The 26,225-nt window shown below is 69.8% G+C and carries 20 protein-coding genes and 1 tRNA gene; 12 read left to right on the forward strand and 9 right to left on the reverse strand.

Annotation, left to right across the window (positions count from 1 at the left end; all coding sequences use genetic code 11):
- Positions 1-10: 10 nt before the first annotated feature.
- The 3 genes from BR31_RS0116155 to BR31_RS0116165 all read right to left on the reverse strand — a co-directional run bounded on the left by BR31_RS0116155 (position 11) and on the right by BR31_RS0116165 (position 2,345).
- Positions 11-328 (reverse strand): hypothetical protein, encoded by a 318-nt coding sequence (locus BR31_RS0116155; RefSeq protein WP_027501874.1) that lies wholly within the window; start codon positions 326-328, stop codon positions 11-13.
- Between the two features lie 85 nt (positions 329-413).
- Positions 414-947, reverse strand: coding sequence for a YbhB/YbcL family Raf kinase inhibitor-like protein (locus BR31_RS0116160; RefSeq protein WP_027501875.1), 534 nt, complete (start codon positions 945-947; stop codon positions 414-416).
- A gap of 60 nt (positions 948-1,007) precedes the next feature.
- The gene (locus BR31_RS0116165) at positions 1,008-2,345 is read right to left on the reverse strand and encodes a M20/M25/M40 family metallo-hydrolase (RefSeq protein ID WP_027501876.1); all 1,338 of its coding nucleotides are present in this window, start codon (positions 2,343-2,345) and stop codon (positions 1,008-1,010) included.
- 164 nt (positions 2,346-2,509) lie between these two features.
- On the opposite strand from BR31_RS0116165, the gene BR31_RS0116170 reads away from it, so the two are divergent.
- Positions 2,510-2,595 (forward strand) — tRNA-Leu (locus BR31_RS0116170).
- A gap of 83 nt (positions 2,596-2,678) precedes the next feature.
- Here the strand turns inward: BR31_RS0116170 and BR31_RS28935 are convergent.
- A complete protein-coding gene (locus BR31_RS28935) occupies positions 2,679-3,890 on the reverse strand; it encodes a S8 family peptidase (RefSeq protein WP_051637485.1) in 1,212 nt (403 codons plus the stop codon).
- Positions 3,891-4,076: 186 nt separating this feature from the next.
- On the opposite strand from BR31_RS28935, the gene BR31_RS0116180 reads away from it, so the two are divergent.
- The 3 genes from BR31_RS0116180 (at position 4,077) to BR31_RS0116190 (ending at position 8,413) form a co-directional block, all read left to right on the forward strand.
- The gene (locus BR31_RS0116180; protein WP_027501877.1) at positions 4,077-5,516 is read left to right on the forward strand and encodes an SDR family NAD(P)-dependent oxidoreductase; all 1,440 of its coding nucleotides are present in this window, start codon (positions 4,077-4,079) and stop codon (positions 5,514-5,516) included.
- 115 nt (positions 5,517-5,631) lie between these two features.
- Positions 5,632-7,128 (forward strand): glutamate-cysteine ligase family protein, encoded by a 1,497-nt coding sequence (locus tag BR31_RS0116185; RefSeq protein WP_027501878.1) that lies wholly within the window; start codon positions 5,632-5,634, stop codon positions 7,126-7,128.
- Between the two features lie 43 nt (positions 7,129-7,171).
- Positions 7,172-8,413 (forward strand): saccharopine dehydrogenase family protein, encoded by a 1,242-nt coding sequence (locus BR31_RS0116190; RefSeq protein ID WP_027501879.1) that lies wholly within the window; start codon positions 7,172-7,174, stop codon positions 8,411-8,413.
- Here BR31_RS0116190 and BR31_RS0116195 read toward each other — a convergent pair.
- Positions 8,394-9,098, reverse strand: coding sequence for a lysoplasmalogenase family protein (locus tag BR31_RS0116195; RefSeq protein ID WP_037176912.1), 705 nt, complete (start codon positions 9,096-9,098; stop codon positions 8,394-8,396). The genes BR31_RS0116190 and BR31_RS0116195 overlap by 20 nt on opposite strands.
- A gap of 32 nt (positions 9,099-9,130) precedes the next feature.
- On the opposite strand from BR31_RS0116195, the gene BR31_RS0116200 reads away from it, so the two are divergent.
- The 8 genes from BR31_RS0116200 (at position 9,131) to BR31_RS28945 (ending at position 20,329) form a co-directional block, all read left to right on the forward strand.
- Positions 9,131-10,462: a CoA transferase gene (locus BR31_RS0116200; RefSeq protein ID WP_081830521.1), complete on the forward strand. Its 1,332-nt coding sequence runs from the start codon at positions 9,131-9,133 to the stop codon at positions 10,460-10,462.
- Between the two features lie 54 nt (positions 10,463-10,516).
- Entirely contained in the window at positions 10,517-10,987 is a 471-nt protein-coding gene (locus tag BR31_RS0116205) for an OsmC family protein (protein ID WP_027501882.1), read from the forward strand.
- 1 nt (position 10,988) lies between these two features.
- Positions 10,989-12,041, forward strand: coding sequence for a nucleoside hydrolase (locus BR31_RS0116210; protein WP_027501883.1), 1,053 nt, complete (start codon positions 10,989-10,991; stop codon positions 12,039-12,041).
- A gap of 89 nt (positions 12,042-12,130) precedes the next feature.
- A complete protein-coding gene (locus tag BR31_RS32285; RefSeq protein ID WP_231496512.1) occupies positions 12,131-13,234 on the forward strand; it encodes a BPL-N domain-containing protein in 1,104 nt (367 codons plus the stop codon).
- A 499-nt stretch (positions 13,235-13,733) separates the two neighbouring features.
- On the forward strand, positions 13,734-17,651 hold the full coding sequence (locus BR31_RS0116220; RefSeq protein ID WP_037176914.1) for a Pls/PosA family non-ribosomal peptide synthetase: 3,918 nt from the start codon (positions 13,734-13,736) through the stop codon (positions 17,649-17,651).
- The gene (locus BR31_RS0116225) at positions 17,648-18,331 is read left to right on the forward strand and encodes a BPL-N domain-containing protein (protein WP_027501885.1); all 684 of its coding nucleotides are present in this window, start codon (positions 17,648-17,650) and stop codon (positions 18,329-18,331) included. Before BR31_RS0116220 ends, BR31_RS0116225 begins: the two co-directional genes overlap by 4 nt.
- A 1-nt stretch (position 18,332) precedes the next feature.
- Complete coding sequence (locus tag BR31_RS0116230; RefSeq protein ID WP_027501886.1) at positions 18,333-19,547, forward strand: heparan-alpha-glucosaminide N-acetyltransferase domain-containing protein; 1,215 nt, start codon at positions 18,333-18,335, stop codon at positions 19,545-19,547.
- A complete protein-coding gene (locus BR31_RS28945) occupies positions 19,544-20,329 on the forward strand; it encodes a BPL-N domain-containing protein (protein WP_231496513.1) in 786 nt (261 codons plus the stop codon). The genes BR31_RS0116230 and BR31_RS28945 overlap by 4 nt, the downstream gene beginning before the upstream one ends.
- An 8-nt stretch (positions 20,330-20,337) precedes the next feature.
- Here the strand turns inward: BR31_RS28945 and BR31_RS0116240 are convergent, their stop codons facing one another.
- The 4 genes from BR31_RS0116240 to BR31_RS0116255 form a co-directional block, all read right to left on the reverse strand.
- The gene (locus tag BR31_RS0116240; protein ID WP_051637491.1) at positions 20,338-20,808 is read right to left on the reverse strand and encodes a C40 family peptidase; all 471 of its coding nucleotides are present in this window, start codon (positions 20,806-20,808) and stop codon (positions 20,338-20,340) included.
- Between the two features lie 258 nt (positions 20,809-21,066).
- Complete coding sequence (meaB, locus tag BR31_RS0116245; protein WP_027501888.1) at positions 21,067-22,059, reverse strand: methylmalonyl Co-A mutase-associated GTPase MeaB; 993 nt, start codon at positions 22,057-22,059, stop codon at positions 21,067-21,069.
- Entirely contained in the window at positions 22,049-24,307 is a 2,259-nt protein-coding gene (scpA, locus tag BR31_RS0116250; protein ID WP_027501889.1) for a methylmalonyl-CoA mutase, read from the reverse strand. Before scpA ends, meaB begins: the two co-directional genes overlap by 11 nt.
- Positions 24,304-26,187, reverse strand: coding sequence for a methylmalonyl-CoA mutase family protein (locus BR31_RS0116255; RefSeq protein ID WP_027501890.1), 1,884 nt, complete (start codon positions 26,185-26,187; stop codon positions 24,304-24,306). Before BR31_RS0116255 ends, scpA begins: the two co-directional genes overlap by 4 nt.
- Positions 26,188-26,225: the final 38 nt, after the last annotated feature.

Below are 26,225 nucleotides of genomic sequence, written 5' to 3' on the forward strand. Positions count from 1 at the left end.
CCGACGAAAGTCACCGTCGGGACAGATCGGGCCAAGGTGGACGGCGGAGGACGGCCAGCGTGGCCAACACCGCCGACGCCAGGCCGATGGACAAGGCCATCAACACTATTCGGGTCTCGTCGACGGCGGGCTTCCAGGTGACCTCACCGTCGTGGATGACGAACACACCGACGGGCACCGCCACGACGCCGCTGGTGCCGATGCGGCGACCACCGAGCCTGGCAACGGTGATGATCGTGGCGCCGTTGGCGGTCTCGTACGGCTCCCCGTAGACACCCACGCCACCGGCACCGGGCGGCAGCCGATCCGCGACCTTCCGAATCTCCATGGTCACTCCCCCGTTCCGGCCGATACCGAGGCGCGCCGGGGCCCTCACCCGGTCGGTTCGAGGGCCCCGCGCGCCGATCCGTCCGCTACTGCTCGTACGTCCCGGTCAGCGTCGCGCGCGCGATCGCGTGGCTGAAGAGGTTGAACCCGAGACGCCCCGGGCTGACCGACGCGTCCACGTCCAGCTTCTCCACCCCGACCGCGTGCACCGCGACGATGTACCGGTGCGGGCCGTGCCCGGCAGGCGGCGCGGCACCGAGGTACCCGTACAGGCCGCCGTCGTTGAGCAGCTGCACCGCACCCTCGGGCAGCCCGGACCCATCCGCAGTACCCGCACCGGACGCCAGCGACGTCACCGTCACCGGGATGTTCGCGACCGCCCAGTGCCAGAAGCCGGAGGCGGTGGGGGCGTCCGGATCGAACACCGTCACCGCGAAGCTCTTCGTCTCCGCGGGGAACCCGGACCACGACAGCTGCGGCGAGATGTCCTGGCCGCCTGCCCCGAAGATCCCGCTCACCTGGGCGTTGGCCAGGACCTGGCCGTCCTCGATGTCCGTCGAGGTCACGGTGAACGACGGGAGCTCGGGAAGCGCGTCGTAGGGATTGTGCGAGGAAGCCATGGTGGGACCTTTCAGCGGTGAGGGGGCGGAACCGGAGCGATCACTCGATGGATGCTGGCACTAGCAATTATGGAGAAAGTGCTCGAGAACTCGGGTACCGAACTCCAGCGCGTCGACGGGCACCCGCTCGTCGACGCCGTGGAAGAGAGCGGTGAAGTCGAGTTCGGGCGGCAACTGCAGCGGAGCGAACCCGAAGCAGCGGATTCCCAGCTTCGCGAACGCCTTCGCGTCCGTGCCGCCGGACAGCATGTACGGCACCGTCCTGCCGTTCTCGTCGTGCGCCAGGATCGCGGCGTTCATCGCGTCAACCAGGTGCCCGTCGAAGGTGGTCTCGTAGGAGTCCAGCTTGGTGATCCACTCGCGGGTGACGTCCGGCCCGATCAGCTCGTCCACCTCCCGTTCGAAGGCGGCCTGCCTGCCGGGGAGCACGCGGCAGTCGACCACCGCCTCGGCGGTCTGCGGGATCACGTTCGCCTTGTATCCGGCGCTGAGCATGGTCGGGTTCGCGGTGTCACGCAGCGTCGCCCCGATGATCCGCGAGATCGTCCCGAGCTTCTCGAGCGTGCCGTCGATGTCCGGGGAGGCCGGGTCGAACTCGACCCCCGTCTCCGCGCTCACCGCGCCGAGGAACTCGGCGACCGAGTCGGGCACCACCAGCGGGAAGGTGTGCCTGCCCAGCCGCGCGACCGCCTCGGCCAGGATCGTGACGGCGTTGTCCTCGTGCAGGAAGGACCCGTGTCCGGCGCGGGCCTTGGCCGTCAGCCGCATCCAGCCCAACCCCTTCTCCGCCGTCTCCACCAGGTACAGCCGGGCCTCGCTGCCGTCGGGGCGCGGCACGCTCAGCGAGAAGCCGCCGACCTCGCCGACCGCCTCGGTGACGCCGTCGAACAGATCCGGGCGGTGCTCGACCAGCCACTGCGACCCGTACTTGCCGCCAGCCTCCTCGTCGGCGAGGAACGCGAACACCAGATCGCGCGGCGGGACGGTGCCCTCCGCCTTGAACTGGCGGGCCAGCGCGAGGGTCATCCCGACCATGTCCTTCATGTCGATCGCCCCGCGGCCCCACACGTAACCGTCCTCGACCGCCCCGGAGAAGGGGTGCACGCTCCAATCGGCCGGCTCGGCGGGCACGACGTCGAGGTGACCGTGGATCAGCAGCGCGCCGCGCGACGGGTCGGCGCCCCGCAGCCTGGCGAACACATTCCCGCGGCCCGGCGCGCCGGATTCGACGTACTCGGTCTCGTAGCCGACCTCCTCGAGCCGGGCGGCCACCCACTGGGCGCACTCCCGCTCCCCCTTGGTGGTGGCGAGCTCACCGGTGTTGGAGGTGTCGAATCGGATCAGCGCGCTGACCAGATCGACGACTTCGGCCTCGGCTCGGCCGCGATCGGAGTTGATCGCCGCGGCGGGGCCGTGAGTGTTCTCTGCGTCTGACACCCCACTTTCCTACCACCGAACACCCCCTCCTAGCAGCGCAGACGCGCTGATTTTGGTGTGGGGCCCTGCATCAGCTAATCTTTCCCAGCACGCAGAAAACGGCGGGCAAACAACAAAGTGTGCAAGCGCGAGTGGCGGAATGGCAGACGCGCTAGCTTGAGGTGCTAGTGTCCTACTAATGGACGTGGGGGTTCAAGTCCCCCCTCGCGCACTCTGAGTTGAGACAGACGCGAAAGGCCCCGGATCACGATCCGGGGCCTTTCGCGTTTCTCCGAAACATCCTGTCCGACATCATCATCGGCCCATCGCCGCCTCCGTCCTCGCATGCTCGGCCGCAGTCAGCTCGCGCATCGCGAGATCCTTCGCGCACGCGAGCAGCGAGCCGACCGCGCTGACCCTCGGGAAGGACAGCCCGGTGTGCCCGACGTTGTCGTGCTCGTCGTCGCCGTCGTAGATGACGGTGGCGCCGCGCACCAGCCACCGCTTCACATCGGCGACCGACGGCAGTTCACCCCTTGTCCGCAGGTAGAACGACTGCAACAGCAAAACGACGCCCGTCGCGACCGGCGTCGCCTGACTCGTCCCGAACTGGAGGGACTCACCGGTGTCGTTGAGGATGCCCGCCGACGTCACCGGCGACCCCGGCGCGAAGATGTCCGTCGCGCACGGCCCGCCGATCTTGCGGTGCAACCGCTGCGAGAACGGCGTCATCCGATCGGCCGCCGTCTCGAACGCCTTCGCCCCGTCCCGGTAGCGGAAGCTGCCCTCGTCGGCGTCGTAGACCGACCCGACACTGATCGTCTGCCTGAAGATCGCCGGGTAACTCATCCCCTGCATGCCGCCGTGCGCGTAGTAGTCGTTGCCCGCCGACACGCAGCAGCAGACGCCCTCGTCCGTCAGTTCCTGGAGCAGGGCACCGATGCCGTCGCCCGGCATGTCGGTGTCGGTCGTCCGGTTGTCCGAGGCGCCAAGCGCCATGCAGACGGCGGAGATGCCAAGCGACGACCGACGCTCGAGCACCCAGTCCAGTCCGTCTCGAATGTCCGTGAAACTCCCGCCTCCGCCGTCGTCCAGGACCTTGACCGGAACGATGCGTGCGTTCGGGGCGACACCCGTGTGGATCCGCGCTGCGCACGCGATTCCCGCCACGCTCGTGCCGTGGCCGTGCCCGTCCGTGACGTCAGCGGGGTCGCCCCCGTTGTCCCGGGTGAAGTTGCGTCCGGGCACCACCCGACCCGCGAAATCCACGTGTGTGGTGCGTAATCCGGTGTCGAGCACGGCGACGGTGACACCGGAACCACCGACGTTGAACTCACGGCGGGCGTCCGCCGCCCGGACGAGGAGGTCGACCTCCGTCAGTTCCGGCAGGAACGGTCCGTCCTTCTGCACCGGGGCCTCGACGGGGACCACCGACTCGACGTGCAGCAGCGAATTCGGACGCGCCATGTCGTCGGTCACTGCTGTCGGGAACCGGGGCGGATCCGTGGAACCATTCAACTCATTCATGATCTCGGCCTTTCGGTGATCGGCATCGACTGCCGACGAATCCCCCGATACCGAAAATCCTCCTCGGGCTTGTGAGCGATGTCACCACCTGAGTCGGTGGAAACTGCGATGGTCTCGGCACATCCCCCGACTCGCTAGAATCCGACCTCGACCGGCACTTCGAGATCAGAACTGAGCGACCTACCGATGGCACAACCAATGACGGGCATCGATCCCGCCGACCTGGAGATCTGCCTGCGCGTGCTGTCCGAGGCCGGCAGCCTCGACGCCGACCACCCGGATTCGATGGTCCTCCAGCGCGCCAGCGGCAAGATGTTCAAGCAGCTCAAGCGGCGCCGCCGGGTTGAGGCGCGCGACGCCGTCTCCGAGGCCGACCGCCAGGTCGTGGCCGCGACCGCCACCGGTTCGCCCGAGCGCATCGACGACGAGACCGCGGGCGTGCTGCTCACCTCGAACGCACCCGGCGCGAGCGCGGGCACCCTGATCCGTCCGCGGCCCTGCTACATCTGCAAGCAGCGCTACACGGTCGTCGACGCGTTCTACCACCAGCTCTGCCCCGAGTGCGCGGCCAGCAGCCACGCCAAGCGCGACGCCAGCACCGACCTGACCGGCAGGCGGGCGCTGCTCACCGGCGGCCGGGCCAAGATCGGCATGTACATCGCGCTGCGGCTCCTGCGCGACGGCGCGCACCTCACCATCACCACCCGCTTCCCCAACGACGCGATCCGTCGGTTCAAGGCGATGGAGGACAGCGGCGACTGGATCCACCGGCTGCGGGTGGTCGGCATCGACCTGCGTGACCCCGCCCAGGTCGTCTCGCTCGCCGACTCGGTGGCCGAGCAGGGGCCGCTCGACATCCTCATCAACAACGCGGCACAGACCGTCCGACGCTCCCCCGGCGCCTACTCCGCGCTCGCGGAGGCCGAGTCCGGGCCGCTGCCCGCGGGCGAACTCCCTGACGTGCTGACCTTCGGCAAGACCAGCGACGCGCACCCGGCCTCGCTGGCGAGCTCGCTTCCGACGGCCGAGTCGGTGATCCATCAGGTCAGCGAGCTCGCACTGGTCGCAGGCTCTGCCTCGCTCGAACGCATCGAGCAGGGCATCGCGATCGACGCGGGCGGCCTGGTTCCCGACCTCGCGCACACCAACAGCTGGGTCCAGACCGTTGCGGAGGTCGATCCGATCGAGCTGCTCGAGGTGCAGCTGTGCAACTCGGTGGCGCCGTTCATCCTGGTGTCCCGACTGCGCCCCGCCATGGCGGCCGCGGCGGCACGCCGCAAGTACGTCGTCAACGTCTCCGCCATGGAGGGCCAGTTCAGCCGCGCGTACAAGGGCCCGGGACACCCGCACACCAACATGGCCAAGGCCGCGCTGAACATGCTCACCCGCACCAGCGCCAAGGAGATGCTCGACCAGGACGGCATCCTGATGACCGCCGTCGACACCGGCTGGATCACCGACGAACGCCCGCACTACACCAAGGTCCGCCTCGCCGACGAGGGCTTCCACGCCCCGCTCGACCTGGTCGACGGCGCGGCCCGGGTGTACGACCCGATCGTGCAGGGTGAGCAGGGCGTCGACCTGTACGGCTGCTTCCTCAAGGACTACAAGCCGTCCCCTTGGTGATGCGCTGATACTTCCGAGCGACCTGCTAGCAGTCGCTACGCCTCCGGCAGCTGCGATGCGGTGCCCGAAGCGGGGATACTGAGTCCAGGGCGTCAGCACCGGCCGAGGAGTATCCATGGGCCACGAGGTGACACGGCTGAAGTTCTCGCACCGGGACCGGCAGGACTTCCGCGAGAAGGTGCAGACCTGTCTCGATGCCCTGGCCACCGTCCTCGAGAAGGCCGTGGCCGAGATCCCCAACCCGAAGATGGGCATGGAGATCGAGCTGAACCTCGTCGACGAGAACTGCGACCCCGCCATGGTGAACGCCGCGGTGCTCGCCGACCTCGCAGGCCCGAACTATCAGTCCGAGCTCGCTCAGTTCAATATCGAGATCAATGTCGAGCCGAGGCACCTGGCCGGCGCGAATCTCGCCGAACTCGATGACGACCTGCGCGCCTCGCTCGACCTCGCGGATGCCCGCGCCCGCGAGTCCGGTGGCAGGCTCGCGATGATCGGCATCCTGCCGACACTGCGTGAGGAGCACTTCGAGCAGAAATGGATGTCGGCCGACACCAGGTACACCGTCCTCGAGGAACAGATCCTCGCCGCAAGGGGCGAGGACATCGAGCTGAGCATCGCGGGGGTGCCGCTGCCCGGCCGCTCCAGCGCCGAACGACTGACCACCGTCGCCCAAACGATTCTCCCCGAGGCCGCGTGCACCTCGGTCCAGCTGCACCTGCAGGTGGGCCCCGGCGACTTCGCCGCGTACTGGAATGCCGCCCAGATACTGGCCGCGGCGCAGGTGGTGCTCGCAGCCAACTCGCCGTTCTTCGCCGGGAGGGCGCTGTGGAACGAGACCCGGCTCCCGCTGTTCGAGCAGGCCACCGACACCCGGCCGCGAGAGCTCAGGAACCAGGGGGTCCGCCCGCGGGTGTGGTTCGGCGAGCGCTGGATCACGTCGATCTTCGACCTGTTCGAGGAGAACTCGCGCTACTTCCCCGCGCTCCTGCCGGATTGCACGCCCGAGGACCCCATCGCGGTGGTCGCGGGCGGCGGCACGCCCGCGCTCGCCGAGCTGACGATGCACAACGGAACCATCTACCGGTGGAATCGGCCGGTCTACGACCCGACGGACGCCCGAGCGCCGCTGCGCCTGGAGAACCGCGTGCTGCCCGCGGGCCCGACCATCGTCGACACCCTCGCCGATGCCGCGTTCTACTACGGCACGGTGTGCTCGCTCGCCCGTTCCGATCGACCGGTGTGGACGCAGATGCCGTTCACCGCGGCGGAGGAGAACCTGCGGGTCGGCGCGATGAACGGCTTCGACTCCGTCCTGCAGTGGCCCGGGATCGGCGCGGTGAGCCCACAGGATCTGGTGCAGCGCACCCTGCTGCCGATGGCGGAGGTCGGCCTCGAGGCACTGGGGGTCGACGCCGCCCTTCGCGACAAGTACCTGGGCGTGATCGAGGGCCGCGCCCGCGCGGCCCGCAGCGGATCGGTGTGGCAGCGCGAGTGCGTCGCCGCGCGGGAACGTGCCGGTCAGTCGCGCGACGATGCCCTCAGGGCCATGCTGTGCGAGTACCTCGAGCGGATGCACTCGGGCGAGCCGGTCCACACGTGGAGCTGGTAGCTCCGCGGTCGTGAACGGTGCGTTCCGCGTAGGGTCCTGATACATGACCCGCACTCGCGATCTCGACATCGTCGTCTACGGCGCCACCGGATTCGTCGGCAAGCTCACCGCGGAGTACCTGGCCAGGAGCGCCCCGCGCCGCGCGCGGATCGGCCTCGCCGGACGGTCCACGGCCAAGCTGGAGAAGGTGCGGGCCCAGCTCGACCCGTCCGCCGCGCAGTGGCCGATCATCGTCGCCGACGCGGACGATCCCGCCTCCCTCACCGCGCTCGCCGAGTCCGCCCACGTCGTGATCAGCACCGTCGGCCCGTACGCCAAGTACGGCATCGACCTGGTCCGCGCCTGCGCCGAGGCGGGCACCGACTACGTCGACCTCAGCGGCGAGGTGCTGTTCGGCCGCGAGAGCATCGACAGGTTCCACGAGGTCGCGGTCGCCTCCGGGGCCCGGATCGTGCATTCCTGCGGATTCGACTCCATCCCCTCCGACATCGGCGTGCACGTCCTGCACAAGCAGGTAGCGGCCGATGGCGAGGGCGACCTCACCGACACCACGCTGGTGGTCACCTCGATGCGCGGCGGCATCAGCGGCGGCACCATCGACTCGATACGCAACCTCGTCGACACCGTCAGGGCCGACAAGTCCGCGCGCCGCATCGCGGTGAACCCGTACTCGCTGAGCCCGGACCTCGCGTCCGAACCCGACCTCGGCCGCCAGTCCGACGTCGAGATGCTCAAGGGATCGGACATCGCGCCCGGCCTCGGCGGGCGGACCGCGCCGTTCCTGATGGGCTCGACCAACACCAGGGTCGTGCGCAGGAGCAATGCGCTGCGCAAGTGGGAGTACGGCCGCGCGTTCCGGTACCGCGAGGTGATGAGCGTCGGGCAGTCCGCCCTCTCGCCCGTCTTCGCCGCGGGAGTGTCCACAGGCCTCGGCGCCCTGATGGCGGGACTCGCCTTCGGCCCGACCCGGTACGTCCTCGACCGGGTACTGCCCAAGCCCGGTGAGGGACCGAACGAGAAGTCCAGGGCCTCGGGCCATTTCACGACCGATACTTACACGACCACCAGCACCGGCGCCCGGTACGTCGCCCGGATGCGGGCGAAGGGCGACCCGGGCTACGCCGCGACCGCGGTGATGCTGGGCGAATCGGCGCTTGCCCTCGCGCTCGACCGGGATGCCCTGCCCGACGCGGCGGGCGTGTTGACGCCAGCGACGGCGATCGGCGACGCGCTCGTCGACCGGCTGCGTACCGCGGGCTTCGAGATCAGCGCGCGACGGAACTAGTCGCCACGGCGGTGCTGGCGGTCGCGCGTGCGGCCGCCAGCACGCCAGCCGTGAGAAGCAGCTGACCGACGATGTAGGTCGACATGATCAGGAATCCGGACGCGGGCGGGTCGAACCAGTCCGCGAAGGCGCCGAGGGCGATCATCGAATCCGAGACGAGGAACAGCGCGCCGCCGACGGCCGCCACGGCGCCCAGCCCGGTGGACAGCGCGGCCATGGTGCCGAGGCAGATCCCGTAGATCAGCGCCGGGACCAGCAGCGCGCCCGCACCCGCCGCACACACCGCGACCAGGCCCGCCACCGCCACCCCATAGCCGAGCACCGCCGAACGACTCACCGCGCCGCGGTACGGCCAGAACGCGGCGATGTAGGCGAGCTGGGCGAGCAGGAAGAACCCGATCATCACCAGGAACGCCGCGTCGCCGTCGGTCAGATCGGGCGCCGAGTCACCGAGCCAGGAGAATCCGAGCGCGATCAGCGTCAACGTGACCAGCCGCGGCCGCGGAGCAGGAGCCGCCAGCAGCAGGACGACCGCCAGCAGCGGCATGAGGAACCACTGGCTCGCGTTCGCGGCCCCGTCGGCGCCCGCCAGCTGCGCGACCAGGTGCACGACGGACACCGCGGCGAAACCGCCGAGCGCGACGAGGGCCGGTCGACTCAGAGTTGATGCGGCGGCACGAATCATCGCGTCATCGTAGTCTTCGGTACCGTTGCGCCATGGGGCCTCACGAGGAACTGCGGCACGACTACGAACGCGAGTGCCGCCTGACCGCGGGGCCCGCCGCGATCGACTGCGAGCCCGACACCGGGTTCCTCACCGCCCGGTTGCCGGTGCCCTCGCTCGCCTTCGGCTCCGTCGCCACCTTCGCCTCGGCGGTGAACCGGCTACTGGCCGTGGGCGGCCTGCCGCCGCAGGACCGCAGGTTGGACCCCGAGCGCATCGCGGCCTCGTTCGCGGGCGACAAGGCGATGCGGATCGACGGGGCGCCCGTCTCGGGGTTCGCGCCGCTGTCCGGCTTCTTCGCCGCCGCGGACGGCTGGGTCCGCACGCACGCGAACTACCCGCACCACCACGCGAGACTGCTACGTGCCCTCGACCTTTCGACCGATGCCGACCCGGGCCTGGTCTCCACACGGATCGGAGAGCTCCCGAAACAAGAGGTCGAGGACCGCGCGGCCGAGGAGGGCGCCATCGCGGCCGCGGTGCGCACGGACGCGGAATGGCGCGCCGGCCCGCAGGCCACCGCCAGCCCGCTGGTCCGAATGACCACCGGCGGTGCGGGCACCGCAGGCGAGCGCGGTGCGCCACCAACCGATCCGCACCGCCCGCTGGCTGGGGTCCGGGTTCTCGACCTCACCAGGGTGCTGGCCGGGCCCGTCGCCGGCCGTGCGCTGGCGCTGCTCGGCGCGCAGGTGCTGCGGATCGACCCCCCGCACCTGCACGAGATCGACTGGCAGCACCGGGACACCGGGCAGGGAAAGCGGTCCGCACTGCTCGATCTCGGCAGCACGGAGGGTGCGGCCACCATGCGCGACCTGCTCGACACCGCGGACGTCCTGCTCACGGGATACCGCCCGGGCGCGCTCGACCGGTTCGGGCTCGCCCAGGACCGGCCCGGCCTGATCCGCGGAAGCGTCAGCGCGTGGGGAACGGAGGGACCGTGGGCGGATCGCCGTGGCTTCGACTCGATCGTGCAGGCCGCCAGCGGGATCGCGCTGATCGAGGGCGACGAGCACCCCGGCGCGCTGCCGGTGCAGGCGCTCGACCACGGCAGCGGGTACCTGCTCGCGGCCGGGGTCGTCGATGCGCTCGCGATGCGCACGGGGGACGGCATCGGCCGGACCGTCTCGGTGTCGCTGGCCCGCACCGCCCGCTGGCTGCTCGAGGCACCCGGCCGAACCGAAGCGCCATCGGCACCAAGGCTTCCCGGACCGTCTACCGTGGTCACCCACGGCTCGACGACCGCGGCCCGGCCACCGCTGGCCGAGTACGACCAGTACCCGTATCCGGCCCACGACTGGGGCGCGGATGCGCCGCACTGGATCTGACCGGACCGGCGAAACAACGGCCCGTCGTCCCCCCTTCCCGAGAGGATCCGCCCCGTGCGCGAGCACCACTACGAACTGACCGTCACCTGGACCGGCAACCACGGGGCGGGCACGACCGACCCGCGCTCCTACGGCCGCGAGCACCTGGTCACCGCGGAGGGCAAGCCGGACCTGACGGGCAGCTCGGATCCCGCGTTCCGGGGCGACCCGACACGGTGGAACCCGGAGGAACTGCTGGTCGCCGCCCTGTCGCAGTGCCACATGCTCTGGTTCCTGAACCTCGCCGCCCTCGCGGGCGTCGTGGTGACGGACTACCTCGACCGCCCGACCGGGACGATGACCGAAGAGCGGGGCGGGGCAGGACAGTTCACGGAGGTCGTGCTGCGGCCGGAGGTCACGGTTGCGGCGGCCGACATGCTCCCGAAGCTGGCCGAGTTGCACACGGCCTCGCACGAGAAGTGCTTCATCGCCCGCTCGGTGAACTTCCCCGTGCAGCACCGGCCCACCGCCCTCGTGGGGGCCTGAGATGTCCGGTACCGAGCCCGCCGCCGTGCCCCTGTTCGTCGACGTCGACACCGGCATCGACGATTCGCTCGCGCTGCTCTACCTGCTCGCCAGTCCCGAGGCGGAGATCCTCACGATCGCCAGCACCGGCGGCAACGTGCCCGTCGCACAGGTCGCGGCGAACAACCTGGCGTGGCTGGACCTGTGCGGCAGGCCGGACATCGAGGTCACCCTCGGTTCGCCTGCGCCGCTGACCGATCCACTGCGCACCACCGAGGACACCCACGGCCCACAGGGCGTCGGCTACGCGGAGCTCCCTGCGTCGACCAGGTCGGTGTCGGCGCGCAGCTCGGCGCAGGCCTGGGTCGACGTCGCACGCTCCCGCCCCGGCGAGGTCGTCGGCCTGGTCACCGGCCCCCTGACCAACCTGGCCCTGGCGCTGCGGATCGAGCCCGCCCTGCCGACCCTGCTGCACAGGATCATCGTGATGGGCGGCGCCTTTCACCATCCGGGCAACACGACACCGAAGGCGGAGTGGAACATCTCCGTCGACCCCGAGGCCGCCCGCGAGGTCTTCGATGCGTTCTCCGCCGCCCCCGCCGGCCGCAGGCCGGTGATCTGCCCACTCGACGTGACCGAGACCATCGAGATGCGACCCGAGCACCTGCGCCGGCTCGCCTCGGTCGCGGGCAGCACTCCCGACGAGGTGATATCCGAGTCGGACCCGGCCGGAACCCGCTCGCACGCATCGAATCCGATGGTCCGGCACCTGTCCGACGCAATCCGTTTCTACTTGGAGTTCCACCGCGACCACGGTCAGGGATTCCTCGCGCACATGCACGACCCCTTCGCGGCGGCCGTCGCCCTCGGAACCGTCGACTATCGTGCCCGGTCGGCCACCGTGGATGTCGAGTTGACCGGAACACTCACTCGCGCCTGCACTGTCGCCGACTACTACGGAATGTGGGGACGTCCGTTCAACGCGGACATCGTGGTGGAAACCGATCCCGACGAGTTCTTCTCCTCCCTGGTGGACCGAATCGGACACTATGCGCGTCGGACTCCGTTCAGCTGACCGCATTTCTGTAATGTCTTGTCCCCGGGGGCGAACGAGAGCGAGGCGCGGTGCGAAACCACCAGAGAATCTTGGTTGTCCTGTGGCTCGTGCTCGCGCTTGTCGGGATGCCCGTCGTCGCAGCGGCGCAGCCGAACTCGAACGCCCCGTCGAGCGGACCACTGGCGCTCGTCTATCGCGGCCCCGCCTCGTGCCAAGGGTGCCCCGAGTCGGTCGCGGTGATGCTGCGCAATTCACCGTCGCACTTCCGCACCGAGTACGTCGGGCCGAACGACACACCCATCACAGCTGAGACGCTGTCCCGCGCCAGCGTGTTCGCTCAGCCGGGCGGGCCCAGCCTGAGCAAGGCGTGGAAGGCGATGAAGCCCTACTCCGGCATGATCCGCGACTGGATCCGCAACGGCGGCAACTACCTGGGCTTCTGCGTCGGCGGATATCTGGCCGGGGCAACTCCGGGCTACGACCTGCTGCCAGGAGACACCTCGCAGTACAGCGCCAAACCGGGTGCGACGGTGTGGGACACCCAACCGCACCGCTCCACAGTCGTGTGGCGCGGCCAGGAGAAGACCGTTTACTTCCAGGACCCGCCCGCGTTCGATCTGGAGCCCGGACACGACGCGACCATCCTCGGCACCTACAAGGGCGGCGAGATCGCCGCGCTTGCGGTCGATTTCGGGAAGGGACGGGTCGGCGTCACCGGACCCCACGTCGAAGCTGATGCGAGCTGGTTCATCGACGACGGACTCTCTGCTCAGGACGCGGTGCACATGGACTTGGCGCACGACCTGGTGGAGACGACGGTGCACCGCGGCGCCGGAGCGGGAACGTCGAGTGCGACCACGCTGGTGGCGACACCCGTGCCCGGGCCCCTGCCGGTCCCCGTGCCCGCGGAGACACCCGCTCCCGCGCCCACCGTCACGGCGGAGCCCGCACCCGCGGAAGCGCCTGCACCGTCGACCATTCCGGCGCCGGTCGAGGCCACACCGCCGACGACGGCCGCACCTGAGGTCACCGAAGCGACACCGCCGACCGGCACTCCCCCTGCGAGCACGCCCCCGGTCGCCACACCCGCCGCACCACAGCGTCCGCCGCTGCCGTGGCCACTGAACCGGCTCGCGGAGGATCCGTTCTTCGGCCAGTTCTTCCCTGGTGCGGCCCCGACCGGTCAACCGTCGGCGCGTCCGCACTCCTGAAAGTCGGGAGCGACATCCCCCGGTCTGGTCACCGGTCGAGGTTCGCGCGAGGGCGAAGCATCGAGCGGACGCTGAACGGGTGTCGACATCCCGGTGAACGGGAGGAATCGACGGGATGATCGAGGGCCACCCGGCACCTGCGATCGGGTGGCGCGTGCTCTGGTAGCCTCCCTCCTCGTCCGGTCCGCCGGACGCCCGGATGCATGCCGTGCACCACCTCGTGGCCAGCTCGATGGCCTACTCAGATGGCCATGGCGACACCGGAATCGACGCGCCCGGTCCGAACATGGCCATGCCGCGACGCGACCCGGACCCACCCCTCCGATCCCGCGCAGCGCCCCGCGTCCACGCCGCCGTCGACCCCCCATCGAGATGCCCGGACGTGCTCACTCAGCGCGCCGAGGATTCCGCGTTTCCCGCGGCTCACCACCACGAGGAAGCCATGTCCAGTGCTCAAACTCAGCCATTTCTGTCCGGTCGGGCAGGGCTCGACGCACCCATGCGACGTCTCGAGCAGGTCTTCGAGGCCTCCGTCGCACGCGTGCCGCACGCCGTCGCGGTCGAGTGCGACAACCACTACCTGACCTACGCCGACCTCGAACAACGCGCGAACCAGATGGCCCACCATCTGATCGGCCTCGGCCTCGGCATCGGTGCGCGCGTCGCGATCCTGCTCGAGCGTTCCCCGGAGACATACGTCGCCCTGCTCGCGGTGCTCAAGGCCGGAGCAGCCTTCGTCCCGATCGATCCCTCGTCGCCCGCCGACCGCATCGCCTACATCACGGCGGACGCCGACGTCGACCTCGTACTCACGAGCTCGGCGTTCTCGGACATCCTCGGCAGCCTGCAGCTGCCGTGGACCGAAGTCGACAGTGAGTCCGACTTCATCGCCGGGCAGCCGACCACCCGCCCGAGCTTCACGGTGACACACCGCGATCCAGCGGCGTACATCATCTACACATCGGGCTCGACCGGACGGCCCAAGGGCGTCGAGATCGCTCAGTCGAGCATCTGCAACTTTCTCGACATCGTCCCCACTGTCTACGACGTGCAACCGACCGACCGGGTGTACCAGGGCATGACCATCTCGTTCGACTTCTCCATCGAGGAGATCTGGCCGACGTGGGCCGTTGGTGCCACTCTCGTCCCCGGACCAACCGGAGCGGGTCGGCTCGGCGGCGAACTCGCGGACTTCCTCGAGTCGCGGGCCATCACCGTCATGTACTGCGTGCCGACGCTGCTCGCCACGATCCCCCGCGAGCTTCCACTGTTGCGCAGCATCCTCGTCGGCGGCGAGGCCTGCCCCCGCGAACTGGTCGAGCGATGGGGCCGACCGGGCAGACGCATCCTCAACACCTACGGACCGACCGAGGCAACCGTGACCGCGACGTGGTGCGAGCTCGTGCCGGGTCGCCCGGTGACAATCGGTGTCCCGCTTCCCACCTACTCGGTGGTGATCCTCGACGAGAATCGCGAGCCGGTCCCCCACGGTGGCGTCGGCGAGATCTGCATCGGCGGACCAGGCGTCGCCCGCGGATACGTCGGCCGCCCCGACCTGACCGCCGACCGGTTCCTCGACCTGCCGATCCCGGGCATCCGTGGCCGAATCTACCGCACGGGCGACCTCGGCCGGATCACCGAGAACGGCGAAGTCGAGTACCTCGGTCGAGCCGACAGCGAGATCAAGATCCGAGGGCACCGCGTCGATCTCGGTGAGATCGAGAGCGTTCTGCTCGTCGACGACGACGTCGCCAGCGCGGTCGTCTCGAAGGTCACGGTCGCCGACGTCGAGCAGCTCGCCTCGTGGGTGGTGCTCATGCCCGGCGCAGCCGCAGGCGGCGCCGCGATAGCCGCACTGATCGCCCGCGTGCACGACGAGCTGCAGAGACGGCTCCCGGACTACATGGTGCCGACCTTCCTCGACGTCGTCGACGAACTGCCGATGATGCCGAGCGGCAAGGTCGACCGACCCCGACTGCCCGCTCCCACCGGTCGACGGCTGTCCGGGCCGACCGGCCCCGTCGTCGCGGCGGCCAACGCGGTCGAGCACGACCTGCGCCGATTGTGGGCCGGCCTGCTCGGCCTGCCCGACGACGAGGTGTCGGTCGAGGCCGACTTCTTCACCGAGCTCGGAGGCCACTCCCTCGCCGCGGCCCAGCTGGTGACGCGGTTGCGCGAGAGCGGGATGCACCCGACTGCAGGCATCCGGGACGTGTACGCCCAGCCGACCGTTCGTGCGATGGCCGCGACACTGATCGGAATCGGCGGCGCCCTCCCCCCTGTCCCGCCGACATACCGCACCGTTGGCGAACCGATCGGCAGTACGGCCGTGCGACGCGCCGGGGCGCTGCAGGCCCTGTTCGTCCTCCTCGTCCTGCTCGTGGTGACGATCCCGGTCTCGATCGTGTACGTCCGCCACGGCGGTCAGCCGTCGTTCGACGCCCTCGTCGACCTGCTGATCGCCACCGTTCCGTCGTACCTGGTGGTGCGGTGGGTGGTCCCGGTCGTCGCGATCCGGCCGCTGTCCGCAGGGATCGGCCCCGGCCGCTACCGACTCTGGGGCGCAACGTATCTACGTCTGTGGATGGTCGACCACCTCATGCTGCTGGCGCCGATGCCGGTACTCAGCGGATCGCCGCTGATGGCTCCGTTCCTGCGGGCCCTCGGCGCCCGGGTGGGCGCGGGTGCCCACATCGGCACCTCGACCGTTTCGTTCCCCGCGCTGGTCACCGTCGGCACCGGGGCCTCGATCGGCACGAACACCGACGTGCGGCCGTGGCGGGTGGTCGGCCGCCAGGTCGTGGTGGCGCCGATCGTCGTCGGTGCGCACGCATACGTCGCCTCGAACTGCGCACTCGAACCGGGCGCCGTCGTCGGCGACGGCGCGATGCTCGGCGACCAGTCCGTGCTCGCGGAGGGCGCGACGATCCCCGCGCACAGCCGCTGGTCCGGCTCGCCGCCGCGCCAGGTGCGCACCCTCGACCCGCGCATCGAAACGATGGCCGCGGACGAGCCGGCACCCGAGTGGACCCCGAAGTTGCTGATGTTCACCGCATTCGGTGTGCTCACCCTCGAGGCACTGACGATCGCGACCATCGTGCCGAGCCTGGTGCTGGTGTGGGCGGTGCTGCTCGAGTACGGGATGATCGCCTCGTTGCTGGCGACGCTGGCTTCCGGAGCCGTCTACGTTGCCAGCGTGTGTGCCGTCGTCGCGCTCGGCAAGAAGCTGATCCTGCCGTCGCTGCCGACCGGTACCTTCCCCGAGGCGTCCGCGCTCGGCGTCAGGAAATGGGCCACCGACAAGCTCTTCGAGATGAGCCTGCTCTACACGAACACCCTCTACGCGACCCTCTACACGGTGCCGTGGCTGCGCCTGCTCGGCGCCGAGGTCGGCCGCGGCGCCGAGGTCTCGACCGTCTCTCACATCGACCCCGACCTGCTGACCATCGGCGAGGAGAGCTTCGTCGCCGACATGGCAAGCCTCGGCGGCAGCACGTTCTGCAACGGCAGGATGACGTTCGCCCCCACCGAGATCGGTACCAGGGCGTTCATCGGCAACGCCGCGGTACTGCCGAGTGGAATGCGCACCGGCGACGGTTCACTGGTCGGCGTGCTCACCGTCCCGCCTGCCGAGGGCGTTCCGCCCGACACCTCGTGGCTCGGCAATCCGGCGTTCTACCTGCCCGCCCGCCAGGACAGCGGTCAGTTCGACGAGACGGAGACGTTCGCACCGAGCCGAGCGGTGGTCGCCCACCGCTGGTGGATCGAGTTCTTCCGGATCGTGCTGCCGCCGACGGTGATCGGGGTGAGCCTGTACTTCTATCTGCTCGGGCTCTCGCTGATAGCCCGTGCCAGCACCCTCACCTGGACGATCCTCTCTGCTCCGCTGCTCGCACTGGCAACGGCGCTCGGGGTGGTCCTGTTCTCCGCGGCGGTGAAGAAGAACCTGGTCGGCACCTACCGGCCGCGAGTCGAGCCGCTGTGGGCCAAGTTCGTACGACGGTCCGAGTTCGCCACCGGCATGTACGAGTCCGCGGCCGTCCCGGTACTGCTGGGGCAGCTCACCGGAACCCCGTTCCTGCCGATGATCCTGCGCTGGTTCGGCGCAGGCATGGGCAGGCGGGTCTGGATGGGTACCACCTATCTCACGGAGTTCGACCTGGTGCAGGTCGGCGACGATGCGGTGATCGGGGCCGGGGTGTCGCTGCAGACGCACCTGTTCGAGGACCGGGTGATGAAGATGTCGACGGTGACCGTCGGCGCGGGCGCGACCGTCGGCACCCGTGCAGTGGTGCTCTACGACGCGGTCGTCGGTGAGCACGCCGAACTCGGCGCCCTGTCCCTGCTGATGAAGGGCGACGAACTGCCGGCCAACACCCGGTGGGAAGGCGTCCCGGCGCAGGCGGTGCATGCGTGAGGCACTCGTACCACCGCCCCCTCGCCCTGGTGTACCGCGGTGGCGGCGCAACACTGCCCGGTTGCGCTGAGTCCGTGGCCGCACTGCTCGCGCGCAGCCGGTGGAACTTCGACATCCGCTACGTGGGCCCCGGCGAGGACCTGCCGCTCGCACCCGACGTCCTGCGGTCCGCGGCCGTCTACGCCCAACCGGGCGGTGACGAACTGCTCCCCGCCTGGCGGCGGATGCGTCGACATCGGGACACGGTCCGCGAGTACGTCGCAGGCGGCGGTCGCTACCTGGGGTTCTGTCTCGGCGGGTACCTCGCAGGCGCCACGCCCGGCTTCGATCTCCTCCCAGGAGACGCCGACCGTTACATCTCCACCGAGCGATCCGAGGTCGCCGGACCCGAGGCCACCGTCGTCGATGTGCGGTGGCGGGGCCGTCCGCAGCCGATGTACTTCCAGGACGGCCCGACCTTCGAACTGCCGCAGTACTTTCCGCCCGGCATGTACGTGCTGGCCGCGTACGCGAACGGCCAGGTCGCCGCGCTCACCGCCCGCTTCGGTGCAGGGCGTGTCGGGGTCGTCGGCCCGCACCCGGAAGCCGACGCCGATTGGTTCGCCGATTCCGGACTGCCCACCCCGGCCGGCGTCGGCACCGTCGCCGGCCTCGACCTGATCGACGCGGTGATGAGCTGACATGACGACACTGACCGACACTCCCGTTGCCGCCACCCCCGCACGGCGGCGGATCCGCCTGCGCGGCATCGATCTGGCCCGCAGCCTGGCCGTGCTCGGCATGATCGCTGTGCACTCACTGGACGACTACGACGCCGACGGCAACCCGACCATGTCGTACAGCCTCTCGGCCGGACACGCATCGGCGATGTTCGCGGTGCTGGCCGGAGTCGCGATCGCCTTTCTGTCCGGTCGTCGCCGCCTGCCGCGCGGGCCGCAGTCTCGCGGCACCGCCGCGTCGCTGGTCGCCCGCGCCGGGATGCTCGGGCTGATCGGGTTGTCGTTGGGATACACCGAGATCGACTACGGGGTGGTGATCCTTCCCTACTACGCCGTCATGTTCCTGCTCGCTGTGCCCCTGGTGTATCTGGGCACCCGCACACTGGCGGTGCTGGCCGTGGCGTCCGCCGCGCTGATGCCCGCGCTCAGCCAGCTCGTGCGCCCTCACCTCCCCGAGCCGTTCACCCGGCAGTTGTCCTGGGAGACAGTGCTGGTCAAGCCGATCGAGTCGCTGGCCAATCTGCTCTTCACCGGTGAGTTCCCGGTGGTCGTGTGGATGACCTACGTGCTGGTGGGCATCGTGGTGGGACGGCTCGACCTCTCGTCTCTCCGGATCAACGCCTGGCTCACCGGTTTCGGCGCGCTGCTCGTCTCTCTATCCGCCACCCTGTCCTGGATGGTGCTACACCCGTTCGACGGCCTGAACCGACTCGAGGCGATCACCGATCCCGACACCCTCGCGGAAGTCCTCGCGTTCGGCTCCGACGGCACCGTGCCCACCGACACCTGGTGGTGGCTGGGGGTCAACGGCCCGCACACCGGCACCTCGCTGGACCTGATGAACACCATTGGCAGCTCGCTCCTGGTCCTCGGCCTGTGCCTGCTGCTGTTCCGGATCGGCCGGCCGCCCCTGGCTCGTGCCGTCAACATCGTCACCGCGCCACTGGTTGCCGTCGGCACGATGTCACTGACCGTCTACGTCGGCCACATCATGTTCATCAACTCCGACTTCGACATGTACGACGCCACGGAGGGCTACCTGCGGCAGGTCCTGGTGATCTGCGTCGTGGCACTCGCCTGGCGCGCGACCGCCGGTCGCGGCCCCCTCGAGGGTCTCGTCACCGCCGTGACCACCCGGGTCCGCCGGGCCGTCGAGTCCAGGGGAGGCCGCAGGTGAGCCGAACCGCGGGCCGGGTGACGCGGCGGCGTTTCCTGATCGGAGCGGCCGGTGCCGGCGCAATCGGCGCGGCCGCCGCCGTCGGCCTTCCGCGGCTGCTCGGGGACGACCGCCCCGTCGCACTCGTGTACCGCGGTCCCGCGACGTGTGCCGGATGCGCCGAGTCCGTGGCTCGCTTGCTCGAGTCGGCCCCGACACCGTTGCGTCCGGTGTATTGCGGTCCCGACGAAGAGGTCGATGTCACACCCGAATCCCTCGCGGGCGCAACGCTCTACGCACAACCGGGCGGCGGCACCCTCGACCCCGCGTGGCGCCGCGTGCGGGGCTACGCGCCACACCTGCGTGAGTGGGTGGCGTCGGGCGGCACCTACCTCGGCTTCTGCCTCGGCGCCTATCTCGCGGGCGCCGACCCGGGCTACAACCTGTTCCCTGGGCGGGTACGGCAGTACATCGGAACCGACGAGGCCACCGTCGACGACACCGAGGACACCGTCGTGGAGGTGACGTGGCGCGATGAGCGACGTCACCTGTTCTTCCAGGACGGCGCGGTGTTCAGGGTGCCCGGTGACGACTGGGGCGCGATCGGTGCCACGGTGCTCGCCCGGTACCCGAACGACACCGTCGCTGCCGTCGTCAGCCCCTACGGCAGTGGCCGCGTCGGCCTGGTCGGCCCCCACCCGGAGGCCGACGAATCCTGGTACAGCGGACCGGGCCTGGTGAACCCGGACGGCATCCGATACGACCTCGGACACGATCTCGTCGCGTCAGCGCTGCAGCGCTGACGCGTAGCTCAGAAGCGTTGCACGTTGTGGATGGGTGGCAGGTCGGCGAGCCCGGTCAAGCCGATCGGGACATCCTCGTCGTATGCGTTGAACACCTGCCCGAAACCCGCGTAGATGCCAACGTGGTCGGCGGCATTACGGAAGGTGATCACGTCGCCGGGAGCCATCGCCTCGACCGGAATCGGTTCGCCTGCCAGCGCCTGATCCTCGCTCACCCGCGGCAGATCCACTCCGGCCTGCCCGAATGCCCACTGCACGAGGCCCGAACAGTCCCACGCGTCGGGCCCGGTTCCGCCCCATCGATACGGCTTGCCTGCCTGTGTGTAGGCGGCGGCGAGTGCCATCAGGCCGGCAGAACTCCCCACACCCTCGGGGAAGGTGATCTCCGAGGATGCGGCGGATTCCTCGACTTCGTCCGATTCGGACAACCGGTCGAGCTGATCGGCGGTCGAGTGCGCAAGCAACGGCGGCACCACCATTGCGCTTGCGACCGCGGCGAGCAGCCCGGTCGTGGCGAGCGCGGTTCTGAATCGGGTCCGACCACCGCGTGACGCGGCCGCGTCGGCATCGCCCCGCGATGTCACAACGGACGAGTCCACTGCCAATCCTTCTGTGCCACACAAACTCCGTTCAGCAAACCGCAGAGGCACCGACATGGTACAGACAGGTGACAACCCGGGTCGCGACAGGCACGACCCGGGTTGTCAGCCAGGATTCGACGATGCGGGCCGCACCGCCTAACTGTCGAAGGCGTCCAGGATCTGATGCGCGGCCAGCGCCGCGGTCAGCGAGCCGTCCCGCACCTGCTGCTCGACATCGTGGCGGATCGCCTTGACCTCGGCGTCGGTCTCGAGCCGGCGCAGCAGCTGGTCGTGCACCATCGACCAGGTCCAGTCCACCTGCTGCTGGTGACGCTTGGCCTCGAGCTCCCCCGCATCGCCCAGCACCTTCCGATGCCGGAGCACGGTGTCCCAGAACTTGTCCACGCCAACGTTTTCCAGCGCGCTCATGGTCAGCACCGGCGGCTTCCACAGCGCGTCGTGCGGGTAGATCAACCGCAGGGCCCCAGCGAGTTCGCGCGCCGCGGCCTTGGCCTCGATCGCGTGTTTGCCGTCGGCCTTGTTCACCGTCACGATGTCGGCCAGCTCCAGCACGCCCTTCTTGATGCCCTGGAGCTGATCGCCCGTTCTGGCGAGCGTGAGGAAGGTGAACGTGTCGACCATGTTCGCCACGGTCACCTCGGACTGCCCGACGCCGACGGTCTCGACCAGGATCACGTCGTAGCCGGCGGCCTCGAGCAGCACCATCGTCTCGCGGGTGGCCTTGGCGACACCGCCGAGCGTGCCCGAGGTCGGGGACGGCCGGATGTACGCATTCGGCTGCACCGACAGGTTCTGCATCCGGGTCTTGTCGCCAAGGATCGAGCCGCCGGTCCTGGTCGACGACGGGTCGACCGCGAGCACCGCCACCTTGTGACCGAGCTCGAGCAGGTGCATGCCGAGCGCCTCGATGGTGGTCGACTTGCCCACCCCCGGGACACCGGTGATGCCGACCCGGATCGCGCCGCCCGCGTGCGGGAGCAGGCGCAGCAGCAGCTGCTGCGCCTGCTCCCGGTGGTCGGCCCTGGTCGATTCGACCAGCGTGATGGCCTTCGCGAGCTGTGCGCGCTTGTTCGCGAGCACGGCATCGCCGAGGGCCGTCAGATCGAGGGCAGGCCTGTCAGCTGGCACTCAGATCGTGCCCCAACTGTTCCGACAGCTTCTGCAGCAGACCGATCGCGGCGTCCGCGAGGACCGTGCCGGGCGGGAAGATCGCCGCGGCGCCGGCCTCGTACAGCTCGTCGAAGTCGCCGGGCGGGATGACGCCGCCGACCACGATCATGATGTCGGAGCGACCGACCGCGGCGAGGGCCTCCCGCAGCGCAGGCACCAGGGTGAGGTGTCCGGCGGCGAGGGAGGACACACCGACGATGTGGACGTCGGCGTCGGCCGCCTGCTGGGCGACCTCCTCGGGGGTCTGGAACAGCGGTCCCACGTCGACGTCGAATCCGATGTCCGCGAAGCCGGTGGAGATCACCTTCTGGCCGCGGTCGTGGCCGTCCTGGCCCATCTTCACGACGACGATACGCGGGCGGCGACCCTCGGCCTCCGCGAACTTCTCGACGAGTTCCGTTGCGGTGGAAATGTTCTCCGCCTTTCCGGCCTCGTCCCGGTACACACCACTGATGGTCCGGATCTCGGCCTGATGACGCCCGTACACCTTCTCCAGCGCGTCGGAGATCTCGCCGACGGTGGCCTTGGCGCGGGCCGCGTTCACGGCGAGGGCCAGCAGGTTGTTCTCCATGCCACCCTCGGTGGAGGAGGCAGCCCTGGTCAGCTCGGCGAGCGCGGCCTGCGTGGCCGCCTCGTCGCGCTCGGCGCGCAGGCGCTCGAGCTTGGCGAGCTGCTCGGCACGCACCTTCGTGTTGTCGACCTTGAGCACCTCGATGCTGTCCGGCTCGTCGGGCACGTACTTGTTGACGCCGATCAGCGGCTGCCTGCCCGAGTCGATGCGGGCCTGCGTGCGGGCCGCGGCCTCCTCGATGCGGAGCTTCGGGATGCCCTCGCCGATGGCCTGCGCCATGCCGCCTGCCGCCTCGACCTCGGCGATGTGCGCGCGGGCGCGGTTCGCGAGCTCGTGGGTGAGCCACTCGACATAGTTCGAGCCGCCCCACGGGTCGATCGGGCGCGTGGTGCCCGACTCCTGCTGCAGCAGCAGCTGGGTGTTGCGGGCGATACGGGCCGAGAAGTCGGTCGGCAGCGCGATGGCCTCGTCGAGCGCGTTGGTGTGCAGCGACTGGGTGTGGCCCTGGGTCGCCGCCATCGCCTCGACGCAGGTACGCGCGACGTTGTTGAACACGTCCTGCGCGGTGAGCGACCACCCGGAGGTCTGCGAGTGGGTGCGCAGCGACAGCGACTTGCTCGACTTCGGGTCGAACTTCGCGACCAGCTCGCTCCACAGCAGGCGGCCCGCGCGCAGCTTGGCGACCTCCATGAAGAAGTTCATGCCGATGGCCCAGAAGAACGACAGGCGAGGCGCGAACGCGTCGATGTCCATGCCCGCGTCGAGGCCGGCCCGGATGTACTCGACGCCGTCGGCGAGGGTGTACGCCAGCTCCAGGTCGGCGGTCGCCCCGGCTTCCTGGATGTGGTAACCGGAGATGGAGATCGAGTTGAACTTCGGCATCTTCGCGCTGGTGAAGGCGAAGATGTCGGAGATGATCCGCATCGACGGCTTCGGCGGGTAGATGTAGGTGTTACGGACCATGAACTCCTTCAGAATGTCGTTCTGAATGGTTCCGGCCAGCTGGTCGGGCGTGACGCCCTGCTCCTCCGCTGCCACCACGTAGAGCGCGAGGATCGGCAGCACCGCGCCGTTCATCGTCATCGACACCGACACCTGCGAGAGGTCGATGCCGTCGAAGAGCTGACGCATGTCGAGGATGGAATCGATGGCCACACCGGCCATTCCGACGTCGCCCTGCACGCGCGGGTGATCGGAGTCGTAGCCGCGGTGGGTCGCGAGGTCGAAGGCGACCGACAGGCCCTTCTGCCCGGAGGCCAGGTTGCGGCGGTAGAAGGCGTTGGACTCGGCCGCGGTGGAGAACCCGGCGTACTGGCGGATGGTCCAGGGCTGGTTGACGTACATCGTCGGGTACGGCCCGCGCAGGAACGGGGCCGCGCCGGGGAAGCTGTCGAGGGGGTAGCCCTCGGACTGGGCCTCGTCGCGGTCCGCCCTCGTGTACACCGGCTTGACGTCGATGCCCTCGGGCGTTGACCACACCACCTCGTCGGCGGTGTAGTTGTTGGCGGCCGCCGCCTCGGCGACGTGCGCGGCGACCTGGTCGGCGGTCGGCGCCTGCGGCGCGGGGAAATCCGGGTCCGTCAGCGGCACGTCGGCGAAGCTGCCGATCACGTGCTTGACCTCGCGGGTGGTCATTTCACTCCCAGGGTGTCGAGCAGGTCGGCGAGCGCCGACACCGCATCAATGCGGGCGGTGAGGAATCCGTCGGGACGGTCCTGGCCTTCCGCCTCGGCAAAGGTCTTCTCCGGGCCGGCCAGCAGCACGGTGGTGATCCCGGCCGCGCGCAGCGCGTCCACCGCGGGGACGCCGTCGGCGACGTACCGCTTGTCGGTGCCGCAGAGCACCGCGACGGTGGTGCCTGCCTCGCGCACGATGCCTGCCACGGTGGCCAGGTCGAGGGTGCCCGGGTTCACGGCCTCGATGCCGCCCGAGGCGAGCAGGTTCGAGGCGAAGGTGGTGCGACCGTTGTGCTCGGCCACCGGGCCGAGCGCGGCGAGGAACACCTTCGGCCGGGATCCGTTGTCCGCCAGGTACTTGTCCGACCGGTCCCGCAGCGCCTCGAAGGCGGCTCCGTACCGGGCGACCTCGGCGAGCGGCGACTGCGCGTCAAGCGGCAGCGGCTTCTCGTCGAGATTCGGGAACTCGTTGACCCCGGTCACCGCGGTCTTGCGGTGCGCGATGTCCGACTCACGGGCGGCGCGGGTGGCCGCGATCCGGTCCGCGATCAGACCGGACTCGAGCGCGGCCGCGTAGCCGCCGTCGGCCTCGATCTGCTGGAAGAACTCCCACGAACCCGCCGCGATGGCGGCGGTGAGGTCCTCGACGTACCAGGACCCGGCACCGGGGTCGAGCACCCGGCCGAGGTGGGACTCCTCGAGCAGCAGCAGCTGGGTGTTGCGGGCGATGCGGGCCCCGAACGACTTCGACGTCTCGAGCGTGCCCTCGGGCACCGCGGCGTCGAAGGGCAGCACGGTCACCGCGTCGGCCCCACCGACGCCGGCGCCGAAGGCCGCGAGGGTGGTGCGGAGCATGTTCACCCACGGGTCACGCTGGGTCATCATCGCCGCCGAGGTGACCGCGTGCTGCGGCGCACCGCCGAACTCGGAGGCCCCGCAGACCTGCGCGATACGGGCCCAGAGCTGCCGAGCCGCACGGAACTTCGCGATCGTCTGGAACTGGTCGTCGGTGGCGGAGAACCGGCACTCGATCTGGCCGAGGGCCGCCGAGATCGTGACGCCCGCACCCGTGAGCGCGCGCAGGTACTCCAGTCCGGCCGCGATCGCCGCACCCAGTTCCTCGGCGTCGCTCGCGCCCGCGTTGTGGAACGCGGTGCCGTCGACGGTGATGGCGCGGACCGTCTCGGCCCGGCCCGCCGCGGCCTGCGCCAGGGCGACGGTTGCGGCCAGGTCGATGTCGCCGCGACCCGAGAAGGCACTGGTCAGCGGTGCGGCACCGAAACCGACCGTGACCGCCGAGCGATCCGTCACGCCGTCGCCTGCGGCCGCGCGCTCGTCGAGCAGCGTCAGCACCGCCTCCGCGGCGGCGGCCGTCTCGGCGCCGGCGTCGAGGGTCAGCGGCGCCAGATCGAGCAGCACCCCGTCCAGGGCCTGCGCCACCGCGGCCGCGGGCACGTCGCCGCCGCCCGCGCTGAGCCAGATCGCGCTGATGCCGTTCTCGAGCCCGTCCAGGATCGCCTGGTTGACGACCTTCGGATCAGCCTCTCCCGCACCGAATCCAGCGCTGACGAGCCAGCCGCGATTCACGTCGCGGTGGGCGTCCCGGCCTCGGATGAAGGGGAACTCCCCCGGGAGGGTGGTTTCGGGGGTCTCGTCGCGGCGCGTGTACAGCGGCGCAACGGTCACACCGTCGTATGTGGTGGTGTCGAGCAGCCGCTCGGGCTCGGCGGGCATGTCAGCCACATCGACCTTGCGGGCCTTCGCCAGCACCGCGGCCACAGCCTTCTGCCACTTCGCGTAGTCGCGTGCAGCGTCCTCGGCCTGTGAAGCGTGTGACACAGGAGCTTGTGACACGGTGTCTGCTTCCTCTCCATATT

This window comes from Rhodococcus sp. UNC363MFTsu5.1 (assembly GCF_000686785.1).
Taxonomy (GTDB): Bacteria; Actinomycetota; Actinomycetes; order Mycobacteriales; family Mycobacteriaceae; genus Rhodococcus_G; species Rhodococcus_G maanshanensis.